We start from the raw sequence: 26,695 nt of genomic DNA on the forward strand, positions 1-26,695 counted from the left end.
CAGAACACCGTGCCACGGAACAAACGGGGCACTTCAGGGCGTTTTTGCCCGTAGAGGGAGGCGGCATGACAGAGACGGCGAGCGGTCCGGCACGAGGTTCCCGAGCCAAGAGCGGCAAGGCGGGGAACAAGGGACTGCACATCGAGCGCATCCACACCACCCCCGGCGTACACCCGTACGACGAGGTGAGCTGGGAGCGCCGGGACGTCGTCATGACCAACTGGCGCGACGGCTCGGTCAACTTCGAGCAGCGTGGCGTCGAGTTCCCCGACTTCTGGTCGGTGAACGCGGTCAACATCGTCACCAGCAAGTACTTCCGCGGTGCCGTCGGCACCCCGCAGCGCGAGACCAGCCTCAAGCAGCTGATCGACCGCATCGTGAAGACGTACCGGAAGGCCGGCGAGGACCACAAGTACTTCGCCTCGCCCGCCGACGCCGAGATCTTCGAGCACGAGCTGGCCTACGCCCTCTTGCACCAGATCTTCAGCTTCAACAGCCCCGTCTGGTTCAACGTGGGCACCGCGCAGCCCCAGCAGGTCTCCGCCTGCTTCATCCTGTCCGTCGACGACTCCATGGAGTCGATCCTCGACTGGTACAAGGAAGAGGGCATGATCTTCAAGGGCGGCTCCGGTGCCGGCCTGAACCTCTCGCGCATCCGCTCCTCCAAGGAGCTGCTGTCCTCCGGCGGCAACGCCTCCGGTCCGGTCTCCTTCATGCGCGGCGCCGACGCTTCCGCCGGCACCATCAAGTCCGGTGGTGCCACCCGCCGCGCCGCCAAGATGGTCGTGCTCGACGTCGACCACCCCGACATCGAGGACTTCATCGAGACCAAGGTCAAGGAGGAGGAGAAGATCCGCGTCCTGCGCGACGCGGGCTTCGACATGGACCTGGGCGGCGACGACATCACCTCCGTCCAGTACCAGAACGCCAACAACTCGGTGCGTGTGAACGACGAGTTCATGAAGGCGGTCGAGGACGGCGGCCGGTTCGGCCTGCGCGCCCGGATGACCGGTGAGGTCATCGAGGAGGTCGACGCGAAGGCGCTGTTCCGCAAGATCGCCGAGGCTGCCTGGGCCTGCGCCGACCCCGGCATCCAGTACGACGACACCATCAACAACTGGCACACCTGCCCCGAGTCCGGCCGGATCACCGCGTCGAACCCGTGCAGCGAGTACATGCACCTGGACAACACGTCCTGCAACCTGGCCTCGCTGAACCTGATGAAGTTCCTGAAGGACGACGGCAAGGGCAACCAGTCCTTCGAGACCGAGCGCTTCCAGAAGGTCGTCGAGCTGGTCATCACCGCGATGGACATCTCGATCTGCTTCGCGGACTTCCCGACCCAGAAGATCGGCGAGAACACGCGCGCGTTCCGCCAGCTCGGCATCGGCTACGCCAACCTCGGCGCCCTGCTGATGGCCACCGGCCACGCCTACGACTCCGACGGCGGCCGCGCCCTGGCCGGTGCCATCACCTCCCTGATGACGGGCACGGCCTACCGCCGCTCCGCAGAACTGGCCGCGGTCGTCGGCACCTACGACGGCTACGCCCGCAACGCCGACGCCCACAAGCGCGTCATGGCGCAGCACTCCGAGGCCAACGGCAGGGCCGTCCGCATGGACGACCTGGACACCCCGGTGTGGGCCGCCGCCACGGAGGCCTGGCAGGACGTCGTCCGTCTCGGTGAGAAGAACGGTTTCCGTAACTCCCAGGCATCCGTTCTCGCGCCGACCGGCACCATCGGTCTCGCGATGTCCTGCGACACCACCGGTGTCGAGCCCGACCTGGCGCTCGTGAAGTTCAAGAAGCTCGTCGGCGGCGGCTCGATGCAGATCGTCAACGGCACCGTCCCGCAGGCCCTGCGCCGCCTGGGGTACCAGGAGGAGCAGATCGAGGCGATCGTCGCCCACATCGCCGAGCACGGCAATGTGATCGACGCCCCCGGGCTGAAGCAGGAGCACTACGAGGTGTTCGACTGCGCCATGGGCGAGCGCGCCATCTCCCCGATGGGCCACGTCCGCATGATGGCCGCGATCCAGCCGTGGATCTCCGGCGCGATCTCCAAGACGGTCAACATGCCGGAGACGGCGACCGTCGAAGAGGTCGAGGAGATCTACTTCGAGGCCTGGAAGCTGGGCGTCAAGGCTCTCGCGATCTACCGCGACAACTGCAAGGTCGGCCAGCCGCTCTCCGCCAAGACCAAGGAGAAGGAGAAGGCCGAGGTCACGGAGAAGGCCGAGGCCACCATCCGTGAGACGGTCGAGAAGGTCGTCGAGTACCGCCCGGTCCGCAAGCGCCTCCCCAAGGGCCGTCCCGGCATCACCACCTCCTTCACCGTCGGCGGTGCCGAGGGCTACATGACCGCCAACTCCTACCCGGACGACGGTCTCGGCGAGGTCTTCCTGAAGATGTCCAAGCAGGGCTCGACTCTCGCGGGCATGATGGACGCCTTCTCCATCGCGGTCTCCGTCGGTCTGCAGTACGGCGTGCCGCTGGAGACGTACGTCTCGAAGTTCACCAACATGCGCTTCGAGCCGGCCGGCATGACGGACGACCCGGACGTGCGGATGGCGCAGTCGATCGTCGACTACATCTTCCGCCGCCTGGCGCTGGACTTCCTGCCCTTCGAGACCCGCTCCGCGCTCGGCATCCACTCCGCCGAGGAGCGTCAGCGGCACCTGGAGACCGGTTCCTACGAGCCGGCCGACGACGAGGTCGACGTCGAGGGCCTGGCCCAGTCCGCGCCGCGCGCCCAGGAGCTGAAGGCGGTCGCCACGCCGAAGTCCGAGTCCGAGGCGGCCAAGCCCGCCCCCAAGCAGGCCCACACCAGCGCTGAGCTGGTGGAGATGCAGCTGGGCATCCAGGCCGACGCCCCGCTGTGCTTCTCCTGCGGTACGAAGATGCAGCGGGCCGGTTCCTGCTACATCTGCGAGGGCTGCGGCTCGACCAGCGGCTGCAGCTGACGACGCGCGGTTCCTGAAGTGAGGTAAGGGGCGCCGGCTCAGGCCGGCGCCCCTTACCTGTCGCGTCTTCTGGGTCCGTGGCTTCTACTGGGCCCTGCCCATGATCCGGGTGAAGGTGGCCGGATCCTCCTCGAAGCCGTGGACGCCGGGACGGAAAAGCCACTCCCCGGACTCGTCGCGTACGAACTCGGCGATCGTGGCCGCCGTCGCCCCCAGCACCGACCCGAACTCGTCCTCGGCCAGCACGGTGTAGCCCTCGCGGACGCGCATGGCCGGATTCAGCACATTGACGAACGTCTTGTGCCCGAAGCGCTGTTGGATGACGACACCGACCACCACGCGCGCGTACCGGCCGTCGAGCCGCTCCAGCTCCAGCGTCATGACCTCGTCCCAGCCGAAGCCCCTGCCGTCCGTGCTGTCCCGGTTGAGGAAGATCGTGCCGTCCGGTGAACGGCTGTCGAAGTGCACCACATAGGCCGGCGTCCCGTACGCGTCGCCCGAGACGAACGTCGCGGCAACGAGGTCGAGATCGGTGGGCGGCCGCCCCGTCGGGCTGGGATCCCACTTGAGCCCGACCTCGACCTTGCGGAGTCCCTTGCTGAAGCCGGTCAACAGCTTCCCCCTTCCACCGGTGTCTGCCCCGGCCCCAACTCCCCTGGAGTCAGGCTTCCTTGTCCATCGTGCCATGCGCGCGGGGGCGCATGCTCGGGTGATCTCAGCCGGAGCGTGACCTACGCCACGCCGGGTGGCCTTACGATGGCGCGGTGCTGGTCAAGTGGATTCGCTGCACCGTGGTGGACCGCCGCGGGTTCGAGCGGGGGCAGCGGAAATGGGCGGGGCTTCCGGGGGAGCCGGGATTTCGGGGGCAGGGCGGAGGCTGGAGCCGACGGCGGTCGGGGGTGGCGCACGTCTTCACCTTCTGGGAGAGCCGCGCCTTCTACGACTCCTTCATGGCCCGCTCGCACGACCGCCTGGCCTCCGCCCAGTCCGGCACGTTCAAGGACGCCCAGGTCAAGCTCTTCGAGTACCGCTTCGATGTGAAGACCGGCTTCGAGCCGCGGTTCACCGACGCCGACCTGATCCGGGTGGCGCTGTGCCGGATCCACGAGGAACGCGTCGAGCACTTCACTCTCATGCAGGAGAAGGTCTGGAATCCGGCGATGGCCGGTTCGCCGGGCATGATCCGCGGGATGTTCGCCGAGGCGCCCGAGCAGGAGTTCCTCATCCTGTCGATGTGGCGGTCGGCGGCGGAGCACGGCAAGTACCGTACCGAGCGTGTGGAACGCCTGGCGCTGCGCGCACGGACCGAGGCCGACGTGGCGGCCCTCTCCGGTGACATCGTGGAGCTCGAGCCGTCCTGGACGGTCTGAGGCCACATCCGAGTTTGAAGTTCAAACTCACCACTCCGGGGCGTCGCACAGCGCCTCCGGCACCGGCCCGGCACGCGGGATTCATGTGACTTACGCCGTATGGGGCCCGTACGAGTGCTCGACTTTCCCCCGCTCCATCTAGGGTTTTGGCATGGCACGACCACGGCGCATCGTCCTTGTCCGGCACGGCGAGTCCACGGGCAACGTCGACGACTCCGTGTACGAGCGGGAGCCGGACCACGCTCTCGCGCTGACCGAGCGCGGCTGGATGCAGGCCGAGGAGACCGGAAAAGGGCTCCGGGAAATCTTCGGCCGTGAACGCGTGAGTGTGTACGTCTCTCCGTACCGCCGGACACACGAGACGCTCCGCGCCTTCCATCTCGACCCCGACCGGATACGTGTCCGGGAGGAACCCAGGCTGCGCGAACAGGACTGGGGCAACTGGCAGGACCGCGAGGACGTGCGCCTGCAGAAGACCTACCGCGACGCCTACGGCCACTTCTTCTTCCGGTTCCCGCAGGGTGAGTCCGGGGCCGACGTGTACGACCGGGTCGGTGGCTTCCTGGAGAGCCTGTTCCGCAGCTTCGAGGCACCGGATCATCCGCCGAACGTCCTCCTGGTGACGCACGGGCTCGCGATGCGGCTGTTCTGCATGCGCTGGTTCCACTGGACGGTCGCGGAATTCGAGTCGCTGTCGAATCCGGGGAACGCGGAGATGCGGATGCTCGTCCTCGGAGAGGACGGCAAGTACACCCTCGACCGGCCCTTCGAGCGCTGGCGCAAGCCGGTGCCGTACTGGGCGAACGGATAGAGTTGGCAGAGCGATGACCGCTGACTGTTCTTCCTCCGGGCGACTGGAGCGCGCCCTGGCCAGCCTGCGCGGACTGGCCTTGGGGGACGCCCTGGGCTCCCAGTTCTTCGTTCCGGCGAACTACCCCCTGCTGAAGCGACGCGAGCTGCCCGCGGGGCCGTGGCAGTGGACGGACGACACCGAGATGGCCTGCTCCGTGGTCGCCGTCCTCGCCGAGCACCACCGCATCGACCAGGACGCGCTGGCCCGTTCCTTCGCCGAGCACCACGACTTCGACCGGGGCTACGGCCCCGCGGTCAACCGCCTGCTGAGACTCGTCCGAGAGGGCGAGGACTGGCGCGGGCTGGCCGCCGGGCTGTTCGACGGACGAGGGTCCTGGGGCAACGGAGCGGCGATGCGGATCGCGCCCCTGGGCGCCTGGTACGCGGACGATCCGGAGCAGGCGACCCACCAGGCGGAGATCTCGGCCTACCCCACCCACCAGCACAGGGAGGCTGTGGTCGGCGCCATGGCCGTGGCCGCCGCGGCGGCGCTGGCGGGCTCGCCGGGCGGGCCGCCCACCCCCGAGGCGCTCCTCGACGGCGTGATCGCGCTGGTGCCGAAGAGCGCCGTCGGCCAGGGACTCCGGCGCGCCAGGGACATGCTCGACTACGGCGACGCGGGCACCGTCGCGGCGGTGCTGGGATGTGGCCGCCGCACGACTGCCCACGACACCGTTCCGTTCGCCCTGTGGTCCGCCGCACGGAGCCTCGGGGACTACGAGGCGGCTTTCTGGACCACGGCCGGGGTCGGCGGCGACGTGGACACGACCTGCGCGATCGTGGGCGGTGTGCTCGGCTCCGGCAAGGCGGGCGCTCCGCCCACCGAGTGGGCGGAGCGCGCCGAAGCGCTGCCGGACTGGGTGCCCACGGGGCTCTGACAGGTCCGACGACCCGTACCCGGACTCCTCCGTCCCCTCATCCCGTCCAGCGGCTCGCGCCAGGACGCGCGGACGTGGATCCGGCCGCTTCGAGACTCTCCGTACCCGCCGGGAACTCTCCGTGACCGCCGTCCGTTCCTCTCACATCCGCGGTGTGCCGCGGCTTCGGGCAGCAGTACCGGCGGACACCCGGAGAGCGGCGGAGCGACTGCCGGGGGAGGTGCGGAGATGGCATACGCGGCGCTGGTTCTGGTGCTGGTGTCCCCGGTCTTGTGTGGGCCCGTGACCGGGGTGCGGTCGGCCGGACCGCCGCATGCGCATGCCACCCACCGGCGGCGGTCCGGCCGGCCGCAGCTCCCCGCGGCTCGGCCCGGGTCAGCCGATGCCCGGCCCTGCCACGCCCGCGAGGGAATCGAGATCGCTCTTGCGCACCCTGATCACCAGGGTGGCGGTGAGGAACGCGACGGCGGCCATCGCGGCAGCCGGCACGAAGGCGGTGGAGATGCCGTGGGCGAGCACCTCGTGCCCCCAGGGCGCGGGCAACTGGTGCGTCTTGGCGAAGTGGGCCTGCTGTTGCGGCGAGCTGTCGGCGAGGAACTTCGGCAGCTGCCTCTTGGCCTCGTCCTTGGCGGCCGAGCCGAACACGGTCGTCAGGATGGACAGTCCGAGCGAACCGCCCACCTGCTGCGTGGCGTTGAGGAGCCCGGAAGCCGCACCCGCCTCGTGCTGCGCCACGCCGGACACCGCCGTGACCGTGGCCGTCACAAAGTTCAGGCCCATGCCGAAGCCGAACACCAGCATCGGCCCGAGCACCCCGCCGAGGTAGGAGCTGTCCGGCCGGATGAAGGTCTGCCACACCAGACCGACCACCACGAGCGCCGAGCCGACCATCATGAACGGCTTCGGACCGAGCTTCGGCAGCAAGGACTGCGACAGGCCCGCACCGACCGCGATCGCGACCGTCACGGGGAGGAAGGCGACACCGGCCTTGATGGCGCTGTAGCCGAGTACGTCCTGCACGAACAGCACGATGTAGAAGAACATGCCGAACATCGCCGCGGACAGTGCCAGCATGATCACGTACGTGCCCCAGCGGTTGCGGTCCGCGAACATCCTGAGCGGCGTGATCGGCTCCTTCGCCCGGGTCTCGATGAGGAGGAAGGCGAGCAGCAGCACCACGGCCGCGCCGAACGAGCCGAGGGTGAGGCCGTCCCGCCAGCCGTTCTCCGAGGCGCGGATGAACCCGTACACCAGCGAGGCCATGCCCGCCGTCGACGTGAGCGCGCCGGTGATGTCGAAGCGCCCCGGATGCCGCTCGGACTCGCTGATGTACAGCGGTGCGAGCGCCGCGATCAGCACGCCTATGGGCACGTTGACGAACAGCACCCACCGCCAGTCCAGCCAGTCGGTGAGCATGCCGCCCGTCAGCAGACCGATGGCGCCGCCGCCCGCGGACACGGCGGCGAACACACCGAAGGCCCGGTTGCGTTCCGGGCCTTCGGGGAACGTCGTGGTGATCAGTGCCAGCGACGTGGGCGAGGCGATCGCGCCGCCGACGCCCTGCACGGCTCGTGCCGCCAGCAACTGCCAGGGTTCCTGGGCAAGACCGCCCAGCAGCGAGGCGAACGTGAACAGCAGGATGCCGGTCATGAACACCCGGCGACGGCCGAGGACGTCACCGGCCCGTGCGCCGAGCAGCAGCAGGCCGCCGAAGGTGAGCGTGTAGGCGCTGACCACCCAAGTCAGGTCCGTGGTGCTGAACTTGAGTGCGTCTTGAATGTGTGGGAGCGCGATGTTCACAATCGTCGCGTCCAGTACCACCATGAGTTGGCAGGCCGCGATGACGGCGAGTGCGATGCCGGGATGCCCGTCCCGGCGGGCCACGCCCGGTTTTGGTTCCTGAAGCAGCTGAGAGGTCGTCACTATGGGTCCCCCGTAAAGGCGTTAGTGAACGCTGGCGTTCACTGTCACCCTCACGGTAGTGAGTCCCCCACAGTGAACGCAAGCGTTCACTTAATCCCGCGCCCCGCCTCGCGTCCCCCTGTTGCTGAGGCGTGGCGTCATCCGCCCCGGAATCCCCGCTTCCGTTGCATGTTGGAGAGACACAGATGGTTACCTCGCGCTGGACGGCTGCTCCCGCTCGGGCGGCTTCCCCACGTCGGCGCGGCGTGGTGCTGGAGCGCGCGATCCTGGAGGCCGCGCTGGAACAGCTCGGTGAGGTCGGCTGGAAAGGGCTGACCATGGAAGGGGTCGCGGCCGGCGCCCAGACCGGCAAGGCCGCGGTGTATCGCCGCTGGCCCTCCAAGGAGGACCTCGTCGCGGACGCGCTGGTGGCCGGGCTGCCCCGGGTGGAGAGGGCTCCGGATCTCGGCAGTGTGCGCGAGGACCTCCTCGCCCTGTGCCGGCAGGTGCGGCAGATCATGTTCTCACCCCCGGGTTTGGCGCTGCGTTCAGTGATTCACGAGTGCGACCAGATCCAGGCTGAGCGCTTCCAGGACGTGATCGTCGGCGGGGTGGTGGAGCCGACCGTCAGGCTCCTGTGTGATGTCATCACCCGAGGAATGGAGCGGGGAGAGGTTCGTTCGGACGCGGCCAACGGTTATGTCTTCGACGTCATCCCGGCCATGATGATGTACCGCTCGAAGGTGTGCGCGAGCGAATGGAGCGATCGGGAGCTCGAAGAGATGATCGACCGGTTGATGCTCCCGCTGCTGCGCCCCTGCGGAAACTGATCCCGCACGTCCGCGACCTGCGCGACGGCCGGCCGACCAGGGTGTCGGCCGACGATCCCGGCGGCGTAGGCTAAGGGCGCCATGCCGTACGAACCGCCTACTCACACCGTCGAGCGCTCCCTCCGCGCCACGACCGGAGCCAAGGTCATTGCCGGTGTCGACGAGGTGGGGCGCGGCGCCTGGGCCGGGCCAGTCACCGTCTGTGCCGCGATCACCGGTCTTCGTCGCCCGCCCGACGGACTGACCGACTCCAAGCTGCTGACGATCAAGCGGCGGACGGAACTTGCCCCGGTCCTGCAGGCATGGGTGACGGCCTACGCACTGGGGCATGCTTCTCCCGAGGAGATCGACGACCTGGGGATGACGGCTGCCCTGCGGCTCGCCGCGGCCCGCGCCCTGGAGGCTTTGCCGGTCCGCCCCGACGCCGTGATCCTCGACGGGAAGCACGACTATCTCGGCGCTCCCTGGAGGGTGCGCACGGTGATCAAGGGCGATCGGTCGTGCGTGGCCGTCGCTGCGGCGTCGGTGATAGCCAAGGTTCAGCGCGACAAAATGATGGCCGAACTGGGTATCGACCATGCAGACTTCGGTTTTGCGGACAACGCCGGGTATCCGTCGCCCGTGCACAAGGCCGCACTGGAGGAGTGGGGGCCCACCCCGCACCACCGCTTGTCATGGGCGTATCTTGATGCGTTGCCTCAGTGGCGGCACCTCAAGAAGGTCCGTAGCTGGGTGGACGGAGGCGTTCCGGAGATCGAGGGTCAGCTCGGCTTCGATTTCTGACGGTTCCGCTCGCACTGATGTGCCACCCGGTCACCCGCGCCGCACCAATGTTTGATAAATATCAGCTCATGCCTCTCATTCCCGAGGAGCCTCAGATTCACGAGAGTGCCCAGGGTCCCCGCGCCACGCCGGCCAGCGGCCGTACCGCGCCGACCCCCCGCCCCGTACCCGGCCCCCGCCCCGCGGCTCCGTCCCGCCCCGGTCGTCCGGGCCCTCCGCGGCCCGCGCCTCCGGTGCAGCGCGCCCCGCGTGACGTGGCTCCGGCCAAGCCGGTCCCATCGGGCCCGGCCGCTCCCGCCGCCACGGCGGCAACCCCGCAGATCCAGCTGATCCCCGCCTCGGCCGAGGGCGCGCTCGACGCCGCCGAGGAGGCGGTGGACCTGCTACTGGACTCGGGTCGTGCCCCCGGCGACGTGCTCGTGATCACCACCGGGTCCCAGCACCCGTGGGCGGAACACGAGCTGTCCTTCGGCGAAGCCTCCTACTGGGCGCAGCACGACGCCGGTGACGACGTCTTCTACACCGACGCGGCCATCGCCTCCCGCGCCGCGTCCCGACCCGTGGTTGTCGTGGCCGTCAACGGAGGCCCCGCCTCCGCTGCCGCCTCGGCCCTCCCGCTGGCCCACGCCCGGGCCGGTGCCCTGCTGATCGTCTGCGGCGACCCGCAGCAGATCAACTCGGTGCTGGGCGCCGGCGTCTGAGTCACGTCCGTCGCCTCGGGTCACCGGGGATGACGAAGGACCCGCTCCGGCGGTATCCGCACGGCGTGGCCTGTGGCATGCCCGGATGATCTGCAGTCCCGCCGCTGGTGGGGCGGCGTTCCAAGGGCACTGAGCCAGGACGCCGGGCGGGGCCCGTGGCCGCCGGGCGGAAGCCGGATGCCGGCCGACTCGGCTTTGCCTGTCGAGGCCGGTCCTTGAGCGACGCCGGCGCGGCCGGGCTTGGAGTGGACCTCGTACCGCCGCCCGGCCGGGGCTCAGGTGCCGTCCGCCCCTCGGCGTGGTCTGCGCTGCCGTCACGTTCCTTTGCACAGCACGGGCCTCGCGCGGGTCCCTGCTGCCCAGCGGTGGGCGATCGGCTCGCCCTTCGGGTGGGCCGTCGATGGTGTGGATGACGGCGTCGTGAGGTCCGACGTGCCGACGCGGCTCTCAGCGAGCCGCCACGCAGCGCAGGACCTCAGCGAGCCGCCGCGCGGCGAAGGACCTCGGAGACCGGGCCGCCGGTGCGCGGTGCCGGTGGCGGCGCCTCGGACGTCGCGAAGGGCTCCGGCGCGGAATCGGCACTGGGACGGCGTCCGCTGCGGCCCTCTCCGAGCACGTGCCAGCCGTCGTGGGTCAGCGTGATGTACGCGCCGCAGCGCAGCCCGTGCAGCGTGCAGGCGTCACGCAGGCCCCACATCCAGGCGCCGTCCTCCTCGGTCCAACGCGCGTCGCCCTCACGGCAGTAGATCAGGATCGCCGTGCGTACCGGGGTTCGGCGCCGCAGGTCGTGCGGAATGACCCGGCGCAGTTGCGCGAGGAGCGCGTTGCGGTACATCCAGCCGTCGGCCGGGGCCGGACGGCGTATGAACGACGCGCTGGCGCACAGCCGCTCGTCCGGATCGAGCACTGCCACGATCGCGGTGGAGAGCTTCGGTCGATGGCGGGTGTGCAGCCCGCTGACGACCTCGCGTGGGTTGCGCAGGAGAGGGATTCCGGCGGCGGCCCATTCGGCCGGCTCGAGCAGACGACTGGCGGAAACGGCGGACGCAGAGGTCGACAACGAGGCCGCCGAGGACGAGGCGAATCCGAAGGTCACGTTCCTCCCTTCGGCTACGCGCCCACACTGCGGGCGAGGTCGGATTCGAGGGACCGCGCGCCGCAGCAGAGCCCAACCGGAACGGACGAGCCGTGCGGGGAGCGGACCTCAATTCTTCCTGCCGAACTTGGATGCGGCAACGAGCAATTGGGGCCACCGACTGTTATCTAGTGGTGTGTGGCTTATATCCCTACCCAAAGGTTAGCCCGATGACTCCCCGGGCGTCGGGCCGGTCCCATGCGGCTCCCGCGGCCGGGCGCGCGGTCAGCCCTGCACGGCCAGGACCAGCGGCAACACCGCCCGCGCGCCGGACTTTCTCAGCAGACGCGCCGCGACGGCGAGGGTCCAGCCCGTCTCCGTGAAGTCGTCGACGAGCAACACCGGGCCGCCCGCGGCCGTGAGCACCGACGCGAGGGCGGGCGGCACCGTCAGCGCGCCGTCGAGCGCCTTCAGCCGCTGCGCGCTGTTGCTGCGCGGGACCCGGGGCACGTCCTCGGCGTACTCCACGGAGCCGAGCAGCGGCAGCCGGCCGATCTCGGCGATCCGGGAGCCCAGGGAATGGATGAGCAGGGGCCGGGTCCGCGAGGCGACGGTGACGACGCCCACCGGCCGGGCCTGGGCGCCGGATGCACCGGAGGCCCATCCGTCGGGCCCCTTCGCCCAGTCGGCCAAGACCCCCACGACGGCTCGGGCCACGTCGTCCGGCACCGCGGTGTCCGGCGCCTGGGGCGCGAGGAGCGGACGCAGTCGGTTGCCCCAGCCGATATCCGACAGACGACCCAGAGCCCGTCCCGCCGAGGCCTGCTCACCGGCCGGAATGCGTCCCTTGAACTCGATGCCGATGGCCGGCAGACCGGTCGGCCACATGCGCCGGGGCTCCACTTCGACGCCCGCACGGCCCAGGTCGCTTCGCGCGGCGTCCACCGCCGCCGTGGACGTGTCGGCGGTGAAGCGCGGACCGGCGCAGTTGTCGCAGCGTCCGCAGGGCTTGGCACCCTCGTCGTCCAGCTGGCGCTGCAGGAACTCCATCCGGCACTCGGCGGTGGACGCATAGGCGCGCATCGCGTCCTGCTCGGCCGCGCGCTGCCGGGCCACCCAGTCGTACCGCTCGGTGTCGTACGACCAGGGCTGCCCGGTGGCGATCCAGCCGCCCTTGACGCGGTGGACCGCTCCGTCCACGTCGAGGACCTTCAGCATCGTCTCCAGCCGGGAGCGGCGCAGTTCGACCAAGGGCTCCAGCGCGGGCAGCGACAGGGGGCCGTCCGCGCGGGCGAGAACGTCGAGCGTGCGCCGGACCAACTCCTCGGAAGGGAAGGCGAGCGATGCGAAGTACTCCCAGATCGCCTCGTCCTCCTTGCCCGGCAGCAGCAGGACCTCGGCGTGCTCGACCCCGCGGCCGGCCCGGCCGACCTGCTGGTAATAGGCGATGGGGGAGGAGGGGGAGCCGAGGTGGACCACGAAGCCGAGATCCGGCTTGTCGAAGCCCATGCCGAGCGCGGAGGTGGCGACCAGCGCCTTGACCCGGTTGGCGAGCAGATCGTCCTCGGCCTGTTGGCGATCGGCGTTCTCCGTCTTGCCGGTGTAGGAGGCGACGGTGTGCCCGCGCTGTCGCAGGAACGCGGTGACCTCCTCGGCGGCGGCGACGGTGAGCGTGTAGACGATGCCGGAGCCCGGCAGGTCGTCGAGATGGTCGGCGAGCCAGGCCATGCGGTGCGCGGCATCCGGTAGCCGCAGCACACCGAGGCTGAGGCTCTCCCGGTCCAGCGGCCCCCGCAGCACCAGGGCGTCCGTGGTGCCCCCGGTGCCCAGCTGCTCGGCGACGTCGGCGGTCACACGGGCATTGGCCGTTGCCGTGGTGGCCAGCACGGGGACACCGGGCGGGAGATCGCCGAGCATGGTCCGCAGCCGCCGGTAGTCGGGGCGGAAGTCGTGACCCCAGTCGGAGATGCAGTGGGCCTCGTCCACGACCAGCAGGCCGGTCGCCGCTGACAGCTTGGGCAGGACCTGATCGCGGAAGTCCGGGTTGTTCAGCCGCTCCGGGCTGACGAGCAGGACATCGAGCTCGCCGGCCGCGATCTCGGCTTGGACGGCCTCCCACTCCTCGGTGTTGGCGGAGTTGATGGTACGGGCGTGGATACCGGCCCGGGCCGCGGCCTCCACCTGATTGCGCATGAGCGCGAGCAGGGGCGAGACGATCACCGTGGGTCCGCTTCCTCCGGCCCGCAGCAACGACGTCGCCACGAAGTACACCGCGGACTTGCCCCAGCCCGTCCGCTGGACGACCAGGGCCCGCCGCCGCTCTGCGACCAGCGCCTCGATCGCCCTCCACTGGTCCTCGCGCAGCCGGGCCGCGCCCGTGGCATCCCCGACGAGCCGGGCGAGGACGGCGTCCGCCTGCGCCCGGAGATCCGCGTTGCTCGTGTGCTCCATGCGTTCCATACAACAGGACGGGACCGACAGACGGGCGGGCCCGGGCGGTGTCTGTGGACAGCCGCGAGGGCCTTGTCGTGTCCCTGATTCGACTTATCCACAGGCTCAAGCGGAACCTCGGGATCCGCGAGATCGTCTGCGCATGACGCATCACAGCGAAACCACCGGACCATTCGAAAACAGCGACATGGCGGGGCAGGAGCCGTCCACCGGCCCGTCCGCGCACGACACACAGATCACGCTACGCACGCCCGCCGAGCTGGCCGACGCCCTTCCCTACCTCCTCGGCTACCGCCCGGAGGACAGCATGGTGCTGGTGGCCCTGCACGACCGCGAAGGCCGGGGCAGGTTCGGCGGCCGGGCCCGGCTCGGCATCCCCGCCCACCGGGAGGACTGGGAGGCGGCCGCACGCCAACTGGCCCGGGGACTGGTGTCCGGCAGCGAGCGGCGGGGCGCCCGGCCCGAGCAGATGGTTGCCTACGTGTGCCAGGAACCGGCCCCGGGAGAGACCGGTCGCGACGTCAAACGGCGGCTCGAGCAGCTGGTCCACCTGTTGCGCACCCAGTGCGGCGACCTGGACGTGCCGGTGATCGAGGCGCTGTGCATCTCCGACGGCCGTTACTGGTCGTACTGCTGCCCGTACGAGGGTTGCTGTCCGGAGGACGGTGCGCCGATGGGTCTTCCCGGCACATCCGTGCTGGCGGCGGCGGCCACCTACGCCGGCGTCCAAGTGCGCGGCACCCTCAGGGAGTTGCGCGCCCGGATGCAGCCCTGGGAGACGGCCGCGACCCTGGAACAGGAGGTCGCCCTGGACGCGGCCGGGATGACCCTGGTGCCCCGCATTCTCGACGAGGCGTCCCGCGCGAAGGTGGCGCAGGAAACGCTGGACCTCGCCGAGCGGATCATCCGCCGCTTCGCCGCAGCCGCACCGGTGTCCGGAACGCAACCGGCGGACGTGCGTGACGACGGCCTGCTCGCACATGACGAGGCGGCGGCGCTGATCCTCGGGCTCCAGGACCGCACCACCCGCGACCGTGCGGCCGCCTGGATGGAGGGCGACGAGGCGGGGCCCGCCCTCCGGCTCTGGCGTGCCCTGGCCCGCCGCTGCGTCGGACCCTACGGCGAGCACGCCGCGGCCCCGCTGACCCTGGCCGGTTGGGTGGCCTGGTCGGCAGGTGACGAGGTGGAGGCCCGCGAGGCGCTGGCCATGGCCCTGGGGGCGGACCCCGACTATCTGTTCGCCCGACTTCTCCACCAGGCCTGCAACGAAGGCCTCGACCCGGAGGCGATCCGCCGATGCCTGCGTGCCGACCGGGGGGACTCCGCGGAGGCAGCTGCGCACCGCAGGGACCTCACGGCCCCTAAGGACCGGAACCTCACGGACCGCCAAGACCAGGACCTCACGGATCGCACAGCCCTCAGGGACCGTGCGGAGCCCAGGGATCGCACGGGACGTACGCGGCCGGAGGCCGGCGCACAGCCGCACGCCGAGAAGAAGGCGCCCCTGTCCGAGCTACCGTCAGCCGAAAACGCGAGTCCGGGCGCGCAGCACGTGGGGGCGGAGGACCAGTGCCCCGGGCCCGGCGCGCAGACGCGAACCGACGACCAGGGCCCTGAAGCGGGACGTGTGGAGAGCACGCGCCGACGGCGCCGATCACGAGCCGCCGATGCAGGCGATACCCCTCGCGCGGCGCGGGCCCCGGGCGGACGGCGCAGGCCGGCCGGCTCGCCTTCGGAGCCCTCGGCAGCCGAGCCCTCGCGCCCGGGCAGCCGTGGCTTCGGCGGCAGGCGGGCGCGTGCTGCGGAGCCGGGTGGCCCCACGACCAGCGCGGCCCCAGCTGGAAGCGACCATCGCAAGCCCGAGGGGGAGGGGTGAGCGCCCTGGGTGGACGCCTGGTCGAGCAGGTCCCGCCGGGGAAGGCATGTGGCCCCTCGGCGGAAACCAGGGGATGTGGCGTGCGCCCCTGGAGACTGCGCAGGAACCGGTTCCGTGCGAGTCGTTGTCGCCGCCGCTGCGACGGCACTCTTCTCAGCCGCCTGACCGGCAGGGACCACTGCGCACGCCCACCTGCTCGTGGCACAGGCGGGCGCCCGCCACGCGGCCGTTGGTGGCACCGGCTCGCAGCCGGCCCCACCGCCCTCGGGTCCGGCCGCCATTCGGTCGGCTTCCCCGAGGTGAGCCGTGACCCGGACGAGCCCACCTCCGTTCACCTGAGTGGCGGAACACCCGGACGGGCCCTGCCGCCGTACGACCCTTGTCCTTCGGGGCGTCCCACCGATCGCCCAGTCCGTCGGGGGCGCCGCGAGCGCAGAGGAAGCCACCCCATGCACCAGCAGCCGACTCCGCCCTCCACCGTCGACAACGAACGTCCGCCCTGGGACAGGCCCGAACGGTCGCCAGACAGTGCCGCTGCCATCGCACCGGGGACCAGCGGTGCCCTGCCGTCCCCCAGGGGCTTTCACCCGAACCCGTCGAAGGGCCGGGACAAACCGCCGGCCACGGGCCGCAGGCCCGCCGCTCCACCGGTGCGCACGCCGCAGGGCGGCCGGCCCGGACCCGAGCTGCCTCCCACGCACACCGCCTTGATCTGCGTCGCCCTTCCCGGTCTTGTCATCTCCGGGGAGGGGCAGTTGGCCGGCCGTGGACTGGACGGGTTCTACCGTGGCGGCAGGCGCCTGCTCTCGCGGTGCCAGGTCCGCGTGGCCGGCCGCGACCCCGTGCCGGTGCAGGCCAGAATGACCGGCGCCGACAGTGCCCGCTTCGTCGGAACACTACGCGCCTCCCCATCAGCGGGCCCCGATCCCGATGTCGTGGTCGAGCGGACTCGCCGCGCGGACGGCACAGAACGGATCACGCTCCGCAACGCCGCCGCACGGCCCTTGAGGCTGCCCCTCGAGGTCGCCCTCGGCACGGACCTCGCCGAACTCGGCGCCATCGCCTCCGGCAGAGCGGGCCCCGAAGCCCCCGCCACCGTCCACGACTCGGGCCTGCGCTGGGCCACGGCCGGTGCCGCGGCGTCCGTCATCGCCGACCCGCCGCCCTCCGACGCCCTCGCGTCCGCGGGACTGCTGCGCTGGGAACTCGAACTGCCGCCGAACGGTACGACAGCCGTGGAACTGAGAGTGCGGCTCGACGGCGCGGGCCCGCTGCGGCCGGCGGGACATGCCACGGGCGGCCCGTTCGCTCCGGCACGGGCGACGGGCGACGACCCCCGGGTGGCGCCGCTCCTGCACGTGGCGGTCGCCGACCTCCAGGCCCTGCTCCTGCGCGATCCCGCCCACCCCTCCGACACCCACCTCGCGGCGGGCGCGCCCTGGCGCTGCGGAATGGCCCCCGCCGAGGCCCTGGCCGCGGCCCGCATGGCCCTGCCGCTCGGCACCCGGCTCGCCGCGGGAACACTGCGCACCCTGGCGCGCACCCAGCTCCGGGACCCGAGCCCACGGATCGGAATGATCCCCGGGCCCAGGCGGGACGCAGGCCCGCACCTGCCACCCGGCTGCACCGGCACGGAGGCCACGCTGCTCTTCCCCGTCCTGCTCGCCGAGGCCCGCCGCTGGGGACTTCCCGAACAGGAGACGAGGGAACTGCTCCCCGCGGCGGAACGCTGCCTCGGCTGGCTGCGGACCGCCGCAGGGGACGGCCCCTACCTCCGCGACCCCCAGCCCGGGGGCCCGGCCCGCTGCGAGACGCAGGCCCACGCGTACCGGGCGGCCCTGCTCGGCGCCGATCTCCTCGACGCCTTCGACCGGCCCGGAGGCGCCGGCTTACGGCAGTGGGCCCAGGCCCTGCAGGCTGCCTTCCGGGCCGATTTCTGGGTCGAGGACCGCGGCGGCGGGCGCCCGGCCGCGGCCCTGGCACCGGACGGCCGGCCGGTGCCGTATCTCGGCTCCCCCGTCGTGCACCTCCTCGACACCGGCCTGCTCGGCTCGGGCCGGCTCGCCCCGGGTCTGCTCGACCCCGTACAGACCGACCACCTCGCCCGGCTGCTCGGCACTCCCGCCATGGACGCGGGCTGGGGGCTGCGCGGTCTCGGTGCCAGGGAGGCGGGGCACAACCCGTTCGGCCACCGGACCGGGGCCGTCCGGGTTCACGACACCGCTCTGGCCGTCGCCGGACTGGCGGCCGCCGGCTATGAGAAGGAGTCCGGCGGCCTGCTGAGGGGAGTGCTGGAAGCGGGGGAGTACTTCGGCCACCGGCTGCCGGAGATGTTCGCCGGCGAGCAGCGTTCCAGCGGGAGCGCACCCCTCCCGCACCCCGCGGCCTGCCGGCCTGCCGCCACCGCAGCGGCTTCTGTGGTCATGATGCTCACCTCGCTCGCGGGCATCCGTCCCGACACCCCTGCCGGAACGGTCACCCTGCGCCCCGTGCGGAGCGCACCGCTCGGCGAGCTCGGCCTGACCGGGCTGCGTGTCGCCGGCGCCCCGTTCTCCGTGCGGATCAGCCGGCTGGGGCTCGCCATGGTCGAGGAGGCGGCGGACGGCCTGCAACTGGGAGTGTGACCTCGTACGACGCCACCGGAACGAAGAACAGGAGCCGGTTGTGCGCCCCCGTACCCGAACGAAGCGGAACCACCACCGATGCAGCCGAGGAAGGGAGTGTTTATCGTCAGGCAGACGACTATGATCGCCGCATGCCCTACGACCCGTCAGCCTTTCCGCCCTTCGCTGTCACCGTGGACCTGGTCGTGCTGACCGTGCGCCGCCATGCCCTGTGCGCGCTGGCGGTCCGCAGGGGCGAGCCGCCGTTCCAAGGGCGCTGGGCGTTGCCCGGCGGTTTTGTACGGGCAGACGAGGACCTCTCCCAGGCGGCGGCGCGCGAGCTCGCCGAGGAGACCGGACTGTGCGCACACGACCCCTCGGCCCCGGCCCAGGACAATGGAGCCCACCTCGAACAGCTCGCCACCTACGGGGACCCCAAGCGGGACCCGCGCATGCGTGTGGTGAGCGTCGCGCACCTCGCGCTCGCGCCCGACCTGCCCGCCCCCCGCGCGGGAGGCGACGCGAGCAACGCGCGCTGGGCGCCCGTCGAGGAACTGCTCCAGCAGGGCGGCTACGGCCGCGACGGCGAGCCCGCGGCACCGCTCGCCTTCGACCACGCCCAGATCCTCGCCGACGGGGTCGAGCGGGCCCGGTCCAAGATCGAGTACTCGTCGCTGGCCACCGCGTTCTGCCCGAGCGAGTTCACCGTCGGTGAGCTGCGCCGGGTGTACGAGGCGGTGTGGGGAGTCGCCCTCGACCCGCGCAACTTCCACCGCAAGGTCACCGGAACCCCCGGATTCCTCGTCCCCACGGGAGGCACCACCACGCGCCAGGGAGGCCGGCCGGCGCAGCTCTTCCGGGCCGGCGGCGCCACGTTGCTGAACCCTCCGATGCTGCGCCCCGAGGTCTGAGACGTACATGCGGTCGGCTCGGCGCATGTGATCGGCCGGGCCGACCGCGTGCCCCGAGCCCCGTTCCGCCGAACGGCGGACACAAGCCGGGTCGATGCGCGCCGCGTGTGGTAGTGAGCAGGGCGATACACGAAAAACCGGACATGTCGCGCTATCTTGCTGCAAGTGATCCAGGCCTTCGGACTGACCAGCAACCCCCGCAAGGCGCACCCGCCCGCCGTCGACGACGTCTCCTTCGAAGCGCGCGCGGGACATGTCACCGTGCTCCTCGGAGGCGCCGGCGCGGGCAAGACGACCGTGCTCAGACTCATGCTCGAGCTTCAACGGGGGCGTGGCATCACCTACTTCACGGGGCGGCCGTTGCACCGGATCCCTCATCCCTCGCGAGAAGTCGGCGTGCTCCTCGGCGACGTTCCGGGGCATCCGGCCCGCTCGGTCCGCGGTCATCTGCGCATGCTCTGCGCGGCCTCGGGAGTTCCCGCGCGACGGGCCGACGAAGTCCTGGAAGTCGTCGGCCTGGTCGGCCTCGGCGAGGAGTGCCTCGGCACGCTCTCGCGGGCAGCGGACCGCAGACTCGGCCTGGCCTGCGCCCTGCTGCCCGACCCGCACACACTCGTCCTGGACGAACCCGCCGGCGGTCTCTCCGCCCGTGAGGCGCAGTGGCTGCACGGCATGCTGCGAGCCCACGCCGGCCAGGGCGGCACGGTGCTCCTCACCACCGCCGACCCCAAGGAGGCCGCACGCACGGCCGACCGGGTCGTCACGCTCGACAGTGGACGGCTCGTGGCCGACCAGGAGGCCCAGGAGTTCGCCCGTACCCGGCTGCGCCCGCGGGTGGCCGTACGCAGCCCGCACGCGGCCCGCCTCGCGACCCTGCTCGCCAAGGAGGCCCGTACCGGGCGCCGCTCCGTCGAGGTCGTGCGCGAGGAGGGCAATCGTCTGTCGGTGTATGGCTCCACGACCGCCGACGTCGGTGAGACGGCCTTCCGCCATGGCATTCTCATCCACCAACTCGCGGACGAGATCGGCGACATGGGGCCAGGAGCCGGTGTCGGATCCGGTGGTGCCTCCTCGGCGCAGGAGAGCGCCGCGGCGGCGAACGAGCCGGTGGAGCGGGGAGCCGTCGTGACCGGCTCGGCGCCCGCGGAGCCGGAGACGGCGGGGGGCGGCCCGGCGGTGGCGGAGCCGGACGCCTCGGTGTTCGGAGTGGCGGCATCGGTGCCGGGTGGCTCCGTGGTCGGCCGGGCGACGGAGGAGTCCGGTGCGGCGGCGTTCGGTTCGTCCGCGCCGGAGCCGGCCGCAGTGGCGTCCGGCCTCTCGTCGGCGGAGGCGGGTGGCGCCGCGTCGGATCCCCCGGGGAGGCAGCGGGGCGCCACGCCGTTCGGCTTCTCGGCGGAGCGCCTGGAGCGTACGGCACCGGCCATCTCGGCGCCGCAGCGGGTTGCGTCCGGTGTCTCGGCGGGGGAGCGGGCGCGGCCCTTGAGCGGTGAGCAGCCGTCGCCCGGAGAGGTGCCCGATGACGGGCCGGTGACCCACCACACGGAGGCCGGCCCTCGTGTACCGGCCGAGGGCGCGGCGCCGGCCGGCGCCGCCTCGGGAAGCAGCGGGACGGCGTCCGACGAGGCCGGGTCCGGCGATCAGATCGTGCCCCGCGAAGACGCAGGCGCGGCTGCCGCCGAGGCGCTCGAGGAGAGCGACGGCGCCCGGCCCGCCGCAGTCGAACCGACCGCCGGGCGCGATGTGGTCCCGGCGGCCCAGAAACCGCAGACCGGCAGCACGAGCACCCCGGAAACGGGCATCTCCGCCCTGCGTACCCACCTCCCCGGCGCCAGGAACCCCGGCGGCCGTCCAGCGCAGGCCGCCCGCGCCGCCCAGCCCGCCCGCGCGTGTCCCCCGGACGCCCCGTCCCCCCTCCCGCCCCCCATCTCCGTCCGCCCCGCCCCCAGCCCCCTGCGCCCCCTGCGCTACGAGATCCGGCGCGCCGCCGGAATCGGCGTCGGCTTCCTCACCTGTGGTGCCGTCCTTGTGGTGTCCGTGCTCACCGCCGTACTGCTGGCCAGGATCGGGCACACCCCGCAGGCGCGGCTGTTCGCCGCGTGGCCGCGGGAGCTGCCGCTGCCGCCCGCGGCGCTGGCGGCCGGGCTGCTCGGCGCGCTGGCCTTCGGGGACGAGTTCCGCCACCCCGCCCTCGCGGCGGACCGCGGCGGCGTGCCCCTCCGACTGGGGCTGCTCACCGCGAAACTGGTCGTCTCCGGCGTCACCGCGGCGATGCTGGCCTTTCTCACCCTGGGCTGCGACGCCGAAGCGCTCTACGTCGTCTACGGACGGGAGCTGACACAGGTTCCCGCGGACTGGCTTTCGCTGAGCGTGAGTTGGTTCGGTCTGATCCTCGGCTGTGCCTGGGCCGGAGTGCTGGCGGCCGGTGTGTTCCGGTCCACCACCGGTGGTCTGGCCGCCGTCCTCGCCGTTCCCGTGGTCGTCGTCCCCCTCGTGCACAAGGCGATGCAGGGACCGGCCCTGCGCGTGTCCGCCGGGTTCCCCGGGCGGATGCGGGAGGTCTTGCTGCTGCAATGGCCCTTCGGGGGCGAGCGCTACCTGCTCGGGATGGCGCGTGTGCTCGCCCAACCCGTGGGCTGCGCAATGGCGTTGTCGCTCTCCGCGCTGCTGTGCGGGTATCTGGCCTCGATGCGGCGCACGCGCTTCCGGTGACGCGTGAGCGCACTTCCGATCCCGCCGTGTGCACAACTCCCCGTGGAAAGCCCATTTCTTTCCGATAAGGCGTCAATTGCGACGGGGTGAGCGATCACCCTTTCGTGTGCTTTTCACCAAAGACCTCAAGGGAGTTGGAGGCGGCGCCGACAAAGGATCCGTGAGTACCCTTGCGCACACCATGATGACCGCCGCCCGCTCCACCGACTCCGGTCTGGTCGGCCCGGGCGAACTCGACCGCTATCCCTACGCAGAGCCGCAGGTCGCCGACCGCGTCGGAGCGCCCTCCTGGGAAGGCGCGGATCCCGAACTGGGCCGCGTCGGCCGGCGCGCCGCGGGCAGCCGCGGACGCGGACTGCACGGCCAACTCGTCCAACAGCTGGGTCAGATGATCGTCTCCGGAGACCTGGGCGCGGACCGCCCGCTGGTGCCCGAGGAGATCGGCCAGCGCTTCGAGGTCTCCCGTACCGTCGTCCGCGAGTCCCTCCGTGTCCTCGAGGCCAAGGGCCTGGTCAGCGCCCGCCCGAACGTCGGCACGCGCGTGCGTCCCGTCAGCGACTGGAACCTGCTCGACCCCGACATCATCGAGTGGCGGGCCTTCGGGCCCCAGCGCGACGACCAGCGCCGCGAGCTGAGCGAGCTGCGCTGGACCATCGAGCCGCTCGCCGCCCGCCTCGCCGCCGGCCACGGACGTGAGGAGGTGCAGCAGCGCCTCAGCGACATGGTCGAGATCATGAGCCACGCCATGGCCCAGGGCGACGCGCTGACGTACTCGCGCGCCGACAACGAGTTCCACGGGCTCCTCATCCAGATCGCCGGCAACCGCATGCTGGAGCACCTGTCCGGGATCGTCTCGGCGGCCCTCCAGGTCTCGGGCGGCCCGGTCACCGGTTGTGACCGGCCCAACGAGGCGTCGCTCGCACAACACGCGCGGATCGTCGACGCGCTCGGCACCGGCGACGGCACGGCGGCCGAGACGGCCATGCGTCAACTGCTCACGGTCCACCCCGAGGTCGAGCGCGTGGTACCCGCCCCGCGCGAGCACTGACCCGCCGGGTCAGGGCAGTGCGGTCGCCGGTGTGCGGCGTCCTCGTGGTGCTCGTGGCGGCGCCGGGCTCGTTGCCGGCCGCCGCTGGACCCTGCCGGACCCTGTGCGGTCCGGCAGGGTCCAGCGGTGCGATGTGCTGCCGGGGTCACGCGCACGACCGGACATGGCAACAACGGCGATCTCCTCTGTCCGTATCTGATCGCTTTTGACCGCTTACGGGGTGTGACTCGGGCCACGCAGATTGGGCGTAACGCTCGTGGAGACAGCGCGATGACCTAAGAGGTGATAGCCGCGGAGGGAATACGGACGCCATCACAGGCGCTGTGCATCTTCCCGGCCCCCGCCCGCGCCGTCGGCCCATCCCCAGGCCGGTGGTCGGCTCCTGTCCGCAGTGGACGGTGCCGGAAGCCGTTTTCCAACGTTCCGAGAGGTTGTTCGTGTCGGCCAGCACATCCCGTACGCTCCCGCCGGAGATCGCCGAGTCCGTCTCTGTCATGGCGCTCATTGAGCGGGGAAAGGCTGAGGGGCAGATCGCCGGCGACGATGTGCGTCGGGCCTTCGAAGCTGACCAGATTCCGGCCACTCAGTGGAAGAACGTACTGCGCAGCCTCAACCAGATTCTTGAGGAAGAGGGTGTGACGCTGATGGTCAGTGCCGCAGAGCCCAAGCGCACCCGCAAGAGCGTCGCAGCGAAGAGTCCGGCCAAGCGCACCGCCACCAAGACGGTCGCGGCGAAGACGGTGACGACCAGGAAGGCCACCGCCACCACGGCCGCCCCTGCGGTGCCCACCGCTCCGGCCGCAGCCGATTCCGCCGAGGAAGCCGCACCCGCCAAGAAGGCCGCCCTCAAGAAGGCGACCGCCAAGAAGGCGGCCCCCGCCAAGAAGGCCGTCGCGAAGAAGACGGCCGCCAAGAAGACCACGGCCAAGAAGGACGACGTCGAGCTTCTCGAGGACGAGGTTCTCGAGGACACCAAGGTCGCCGAGGAGCCCGAGGTCGCCGAGAACGCGGGCTTCGTCCTGTCCGACGAGGACGAGGACGACGCGCCCGCGCAGCAGGTCGCCGCGGCCGGCGCCACTGCCGACCCGGTCAAGGACTACCTGAAGCAGATCGGCAAGGTCCCCCTGCTCAACGCCGAGCAGGAGGTCGAGCTGGCCAAGCGCATCGAGGCGGGTCTGTTCGCCGAGGACAAGCTGGCCAACGCCGACAAGCTGGCGCCGAAGCTGAAGCGCGAGCTGGAGATCATCGCCGAGGACGGCCGCCGCGCCAAGAACCACCTGCTGGAGGCCAACCTCCGGCTGGTGGTCTCCCTGGCCAAGCGCTACACCGGCCGCGGCATGCTCTTCCTGGACCTCATCCAGGAGGGCAACCTCGGTCTGATCCGCGCGGTCGAGAAGTTCGACTACACCAAGGGCTACAAGTTCTCCACGTACGCCACCTGGTGGATCCGTCAGGCCATCACCCGCGCCATGGCCGACCAGGCCCGCACCATCCGCATCCCGGTGCACATGGTCGAGGTCATCAACAAGCTCGCGCGCGTGCAGCGTCAGATGCTCCAGGACCTGGGCCGCGAGCCCACCCCGGAGGAGCTGGCCAAGGAGCTCGACATGACCCCCGAGAAGGTCATCGAGGTCCAGAAGTACGGCCGCGAGCCCATCTCTCTTCACACCCCGCTGGGTGAGGACGGGGACAGCGAGTTCGGTGACCTCATCGAGGACTCCGAGGCCGTCGTCCCCGCCGACGCCGTCAGCTTCACGCTCCTGCAGGAGCAGCTGCACTCCGTTCTGGACACCCTGTCCGAGCGCGAGGCCGGCGTCGTCTCCATGCGGTTCGGTCTCACCGACGGTCAGCCGAAGACCCTCGACGAGATCGGCAAGGTGTACGGCGTGACGCGTGAGCGCATCCGTCAGATCGAGTCCAAGACCATGTCGAAGCTGCGCCACCCGTCGCGTTCCCAGGTGCTGCGCGACTACCTCGACTAGATCGCGGTCGTACGACGCGAAGGCCCGGTGCCCCCTCAGGGGTGCCGGGCCTTCGTGCTGCGCGCGTACCTGCAGTGGATCACTCTGGGTGTTCCGGTACCACCGAGAGTGAGGACCTTGCATGCGTTGTTCCATTGTCCGGGCACTGATCCGGCCGCTTGCCCTGGCGGCCACGACGACCGTCATACCCATGGTGAGCGCGCCTCCGGCGGCCGCCGGCAGCGTGGTGGTCGGGGGCTTTCCCATAGAGGTCTCGCAGGCCCCATGGACGGTCGCGCTGTCCAGCCGTGACCGGTTCGGGGGTACGCGGGCGGGCCAGTTCTGCGGCGGCGTGGCGGTCGCACCGACAGCGGTGCTCACCGCGGCCCACTGCCTGGCCGAGGACGTCCTCGGGGCGCCGGCGAACCGTCTGCGCGACTTCCGGGTCATCGCCGGCCGCACCGACCTGCTGTCGGGAGAGGGCCAGGAGATCGCCGTACGCGACGTCCGGATCAATCCCGGGTACGACAGCGAGACCAACGCCGGCGACTTCGCCGTACTCACCCTCGCCCAGTCGCTGCCACGGAGTGCGGTCATCGACATGGCGGGCCCGGGCGACCCGGCCTACACGCCGGGCACGCAGGCCCTGGTCTCCGGCTGGGGAGACGTCACCGGTGGGGGTGCCTATGCGCGCAGGCTGCATGCCGCACGCCTGCGCGTACTTCCGGACGAGTCCTGCTCCCGCGCGTACCCGGGCGGCCCTGACGGCACCTACCAGGCCCGCAGCATGCTCTGTGCGGGCGAGACCGCCGGCGGCCCTGACGCGTGCCAGGGGGACAGCGGCGGCCCGTTGGTGGCAGCGGGGCGGCTGATCGGGCTCGTGTCCTGGGGGAGCGGCTGCGGCAGACCGGGCAGCCCTGGCGTGTACACGCGTGTCTCCGAAGCCGTACGGGCCCTGGAGGCGGCCCCGGGGGGCCGGAAGAGACCCCACAGGCGCTCCTGAGGCGCCTCGTACGGCGAAGATGAGCACGCACGACGGGCGGCCGCTCCTTGGGAGGGAGCGGCCGCCCGTTCACCGGCCTGTGCCGGGCTGGCTCGTCGTGGGTGCGAGATTCAGCGCTCTTCGTCGGAAGCGGTGTTCGGAACGGACGTCAGCCGCTCCGTCTCGTCCTGTATCTCAGCGGCGATCTTCTTGAGTTCCGGCTCGAACTTGCGGCCGTGGTGGCCGCAGAAGAGCAGTTCTCCGCCGCTCAGCAGGACGACGCGCAGGTATGCCTGGGCGCCGCAGCGGTCGCAGCGATCGGCGGCCGTCAGCGGGCTCGCGGGGGTCAGAACAGTAGTCACGTCGCCTCTTCTCTAGCTCGACGAGCTGTCGTACCAGGGTCAACATCCAACCAGCCCGAAAACGTTCCCGCTCGTGGCATTTCCTCGAAAAAAATCTTCCGGGGCGGCTGTCTGCTGCCGGTTGGCGGCGAATGTGCCGTAGTGCGTCTCTTGTGGTGCTTACGGTTTCGCGCAGTGTTGTGTCTAGGTCCTCCAGGCCGGGTTGCCTGTTGTTCATGAGGACGTGCCCGGAGCCTAAATGGTTCATGCCTCCAAGGGAACGTGATATGTACTTCACTCCATCGAGCGATCGAACACCTATGCGAGCCTGGACTAGTCTGAGTTCCCGACGAGGGTGGCGTTACACCGGCTCTACCAGGCCTCGGTACCCTCTGAGCGGCGACCGAAGCCGCCCCTTACCCAGTAGGGGGCCAACTGAAATTCAGCGAGGAGCGAACC

General features: G+C 71.0%; 19 protein-coding genes. 14 read left to right on the forward strand and 5 right to left on the reverse strand.

Annotated features, from left to right (window positions below; all coding sequences use genetic code 11):
• The first annotated feature begins 65 nt into the window (after nt 1–65).
• Nucleotides 66–2,963 (forward strand): vitamin B12-dependent ribonucleotide reductase, encoded by a 2,898-nt coding sequence (locus tag AB0L59_RS31695; RefSeq protein ID WP_365590075.1) that lies wholly within the window; start codon nt 66–68, stop codon nt 2,961–2,963.
• An 84-nt stretch (nt 2,964–3,047) separates the two neighbouring features.
• Here the strand turns inward: AB0L59_RS31695 and AB0L59_RS31700 are convergent, their stop codons facing one another.
• The gene (locus tag AB0L59_RS31700; protein ID WP_365590076.1) at nt 3,048–3,575 is read right to left on the reverse strand and encodes a TerD family protein; all 528 of its coding nucleotides are present in this window, start codon (nt 3,573–3,575) and stop codon (nt 3,048–3,050) included.
• A 152-nt stretch (nt 3,576–3,727) separates the two neighbouring features.
• Between AB0L59_RS31700 and AB0L59_RS31705 the strand changes: the two genes are divergently transcribed.
• The 3 genes from AB0L59_RS31705 (at nt 3,728) to AB0L59_RS31715 (ending at nt 6,063) form a co-directional block, all read left to right on the forward strand.
• Nucleotides 3,728–4,333 (forward strand): YdbC family protein, encoded by a 606-nt coding sequence (locus AB0L59_RS31705; RefSeq protein ID WP_365590077.1) that lies wholly within the window; start codon nt 3,728–3,730, stop codon nt 4,331–4,333.
• A gap of 151 nt (nt 4,334–4,484) precedes the next feature.
• Entirely contained in the window at nt 4,485–5,144 is a 660-nt protein-coding gene (locus tag AB0L59_RS31710) for a histidine phosphatase family protein (RefSeq protein ID WP_365590078.1), read from the forward strand.
• Nucleotides 5,145–5,157: 13 nt separating this feature from the next.
• Nucleotides 5,158–6,063, forward strand: a complete 906-nt coding sequence (locus AB0L59_RS31715; RefSeq protein ID WP_365590079.1) for an ADP-ribosylglycohydrolase family protein — start codon at nt 5,158–5,160, stop codon at nt 6,061–6,063.
• 375 nt (nt 6,064–6,438) lie between these two features.
• Here the strand turns inward: AB0L59_RS31715 and AB0L59_RS31720 are convergent, their stop codons facing one another.
• On the reverse strand, nt 6,439–7,986 hold the full coding sequence (locus tag AB0L59_RS31720; protein WP_365590080.1) for an MFS transporter: 1,548 nt from the start codon (nt 7,984–7,986) through the stop codon (nt 6,439–6,441).
• A gap of 185 nt (nt 7,987–8,171) precedes the next feature.
• Here AB0L59_RS31720 and AB0L59_RS31725 point away from each other — a divergent pair, with 185 nt between their 5' ends.
• The 3 genes from AB0L59_RS31725 (at nt 8,172) to AB0L59_RS31735 (ending at nt 10,279) form a co-directional block, all read left to right on the forward strand.
• Nucleotides 8,172–8,795 carry a TetR/AcrR family transcriptional regulator gene (locus AB0L59_RS31725; RefSeq protein WP_365590081.1) on the forward strand — a complete coding sequence of 208 codons (624 nt, stop codon included), beginning with the start codon at nt 8,172–8,174 and terminating at the stop codon, nt 8,793–8,795.
• Nucleotides 8,796–8,876: 81 nt separating this feature from the next.
• On the forward strand, nt 8,877–9,578 hold the full coding sequence (locus AB0L59_RS31730; RefSeq protein WP_365590082.1) for a ribonuclease HII: 702 nt from the start codon (nt 8,877–8,879) through the stop codon (nt 9,576–9,578).
• 68 nt (nt 9,579–9,646) lie between these two features.
• Nucleotides 9,647–10,279, forward strand: coding sequence for a hypothetical protein (locus AB0L59_RS31735; RefSeq protein WP_365590083.1), 633 nt, complete (start codon nt 9,647–9,649; stop codon nt 10,277–10,279).
• A gap of 475 nt (nt 10,280–10,754) precedes the next feature.
• Here the strand turns inward: AB0L59_RS31735 and AB0L59_RS31740 are convergent, their stop codons facing one another.
• The gene (locus tag AB0L59_RS31740) at nt 10,755–11,375 is read right to left on the reverse strand and encodes a hypothetical protein (protein WP_365590084.1); all 621 of its coding nucleotides are present in this window, start codon (nt 11,373–11,375) and stop codon (nt 10,755–10,757) included.
• A 264-nt stretch (nt 11,376–11,639) separates the two neighbouring features.
• Nucleotides 11,640–13,805, reverse strand: coding sequence for a RecQ family ATP-dependent DNA helicase (locus AB0L59_RS31745; protein ID WP_365590085.1), 2,166 nt, complete (start codon nt 13,803–13,805; stop codon nt 11,640–11,642).
• Between the two features lie 142 nt (nt 13,806–13,947).
• On the opposite strand from AB0L59_RS31745, the gene AB0L59_RS31750 reads away from it, so the two are divergent.
• From AB0L59_RS31750 to AB0L59_RS31780, 7 genes are all read left to right on the forward strand, one after another.
• Nucleotides 13,948–15,681, forward strand: coding sequence for a DUF4192 family protein (locus tag AB0L59_RS31750; RefSeq protein ID WP_365590086.1), 1,734 nt, complete (start codon nt 13,948–13,950; stop codon nt 15,679–15,681).
• 449 nt (nt 15,682–16,130) lie between these two features.
• Complete coding sequence (locus tag AB0L59_RS31755; RefSeq protein WP_365590087.1) at nt 16,131–18,305, forward strand: glycogen debranching N-terminal domain-containing protein; 2,175 nt, start codon at nt 16,131–16,133, stop codon at nt 18,303–18,305.
• A gap of 131 nt (nt 18,306–18,436) precedes the next feature.
• On the forward strand, nt 18,437–19,195 hold the full coding sequence (locus AB0L59_RS31760; protein ID WP_365590088.1) for an NUDIX hydrolase: 759 nt from the start codon (nt 18,437–18,439) through the stop codon (nt 19,193–19,195).
• A 165-nt stretch (nt 19,196–19,360) separates the two neighbouring features.
• Nucleotides 19,361–21,904 (forward strand): ATP-binding cassette domain-containing protein, encoded by a 2,544-nt coding sequence (locus AB0L59_RS31765; protein ID WP_365590089.1) that lies wholly within the window; start codon nt 19,361–19,363, stop codon nt 21,902–21,904.
• 160 nt (nt 21,905–22,064) lie between these two features.
• The gene (locus AB0L59_RS31770) at nt 22,065–22,952 is read left to right on the forward strand and encodes a FadR/GntR family transcriptional regulator (RefSeq protein ID WP_365590090.1); all 888 of its coding nucleotides are present in this window, start codon (nt 22,065–22,067) and stop codon (nt 22,950–22,952) included.
• 437 nt (nt 22,953–23,389) lie between these two features.
• The gene (locus tag AB0L59_RS31775) at nt 23,390–24,934 is read left to right on the forward strand and encodes an RNA polymerase sigma factor (protein ID WP_365590091.1); all 1,545 of its coding nucleotides are present in this window, start codon (nt 23,390–23,392) and stop codon (nt 24,932–24,934) included.
• Nucleotides 24,935–25,055: 121 nt separating this feature from the next.
• Complete coding sequence (locus AB0L59_RS31780; protein WP_365590092.1) at nt 25,056–25,916, forward strand: serine protease; 861 nt, start codon at nt 25,056–25,058, stop codon at nt 25,914–25,916.
• A 110-nt stretch (nt 25,917–26,026) separates the two neighbouring features.
• Here the strand turns inward: AB0L59_RS31780 and AB0L59_RS31785 are convergent, their stop codons facing one another.
• Nucleotides 26,027–26,257 carry a hypothetical protein gene (locus AB0L59_RS31785; RefSeq protein ID WP_365590093.1) on the reverse strand — a complete coding sequence of 77 codons (231 nt, stop codon included), beginning with the start codon at nt 26,255–26,257 and terminating at the stop codon, nt 26,027–26,029.
• Nucleotides 26,258–26,695 lie beyond the last annotated feature (438 nt).

Origin of the sequence: Streptomyces sp. NPDC052109, from assembly GCF_040680195.1 — a bacterium.
Lineage (GTDB): Bacteria > Actinomycetota > Actinomycetes > Streptomycetales > Streptomycetaceae > Streptomyces.

Bases quoted from the DNA above. Each gene is read 5' to 3' on its own strand.
- AB0L59_RS31695 (WP_365590075.1), top strand. From the start codon at position 66: ATGACAGAGACGGCGAGCGGTCCGGCACGAGGTTCCCGAGCCAAGAGC.
- AB0L59_RS31710 (WP_365590078.1), top strand. From the start codon at position 4,485: ATGGCACGACCACGGCGCATCGTCCTTGTCCGGCACGGCGAGTCCACG.
- AB0L59_RS31715 (WP_365590079.1), top strand. From the start codon at position 5,158: ATGACCGCTGACTGTTCTTCCTCCGGGCGACTGGAGCGCGCCCTGGCC.
- AB0L59_RS31725 (WP_365590081.1), top strand. From the start codon at position 8,172: ATGGTTACCTCGCGCTGGACGGCTGCTCCCGCTCGGGCGGCTTCCCCA.
- AB0L59_RS31730 (WP_365590082.1), top strand. From the start codon at position 8,877: ATGCCGTACGAACCGCCTACTCACACCGTCGAGCGCTCCCTCCGCGCC.
- AB0L59_RS31735 (WP_365590083.1), top strand. From the start codon at position 9,647: ATGCCTCTCATTCCCGAGGAGCCTCAGATTCACGAGAGTGCCCAGGGT.
- AB0L59_RS31745 (WP_365590085.1), bottom strand. From the start codon at position 13,805: ATGGAGCACACGAGCAACGCGGATCTCCGGGCGCAGGCGGACGCCGTC.
- AB0L59_RS31750 (WP_365590086.1), top strand. From the start codon at position 13,948: ATGACGCATCACAGCGAAACCACCGGACCATTCGAAAACAGCGACATG.
- AB0L59_RS31755 (WP_365590087.1), top strand. From the start codon at position 16,131: ATGCACCAGCAGCCGACTCCGCCCTCCACCGTCGACAACGAACGTCCG.
- AB0L59_RS31760 (WP_365590088.1), top strand. From the start codon at position 18,437: ATGCCCTACGACCCGTCAGCCTTTCCGCCCTTCGCTGTCACCGTGGAC.
- AB0L59_RS31780 (WP_365590092.1), top strand. From the start codon at position 25,056: ATGCGTTGTTCCATTGTCCGGGCACTGATCCGGCCGCTTGCCCTGGCG.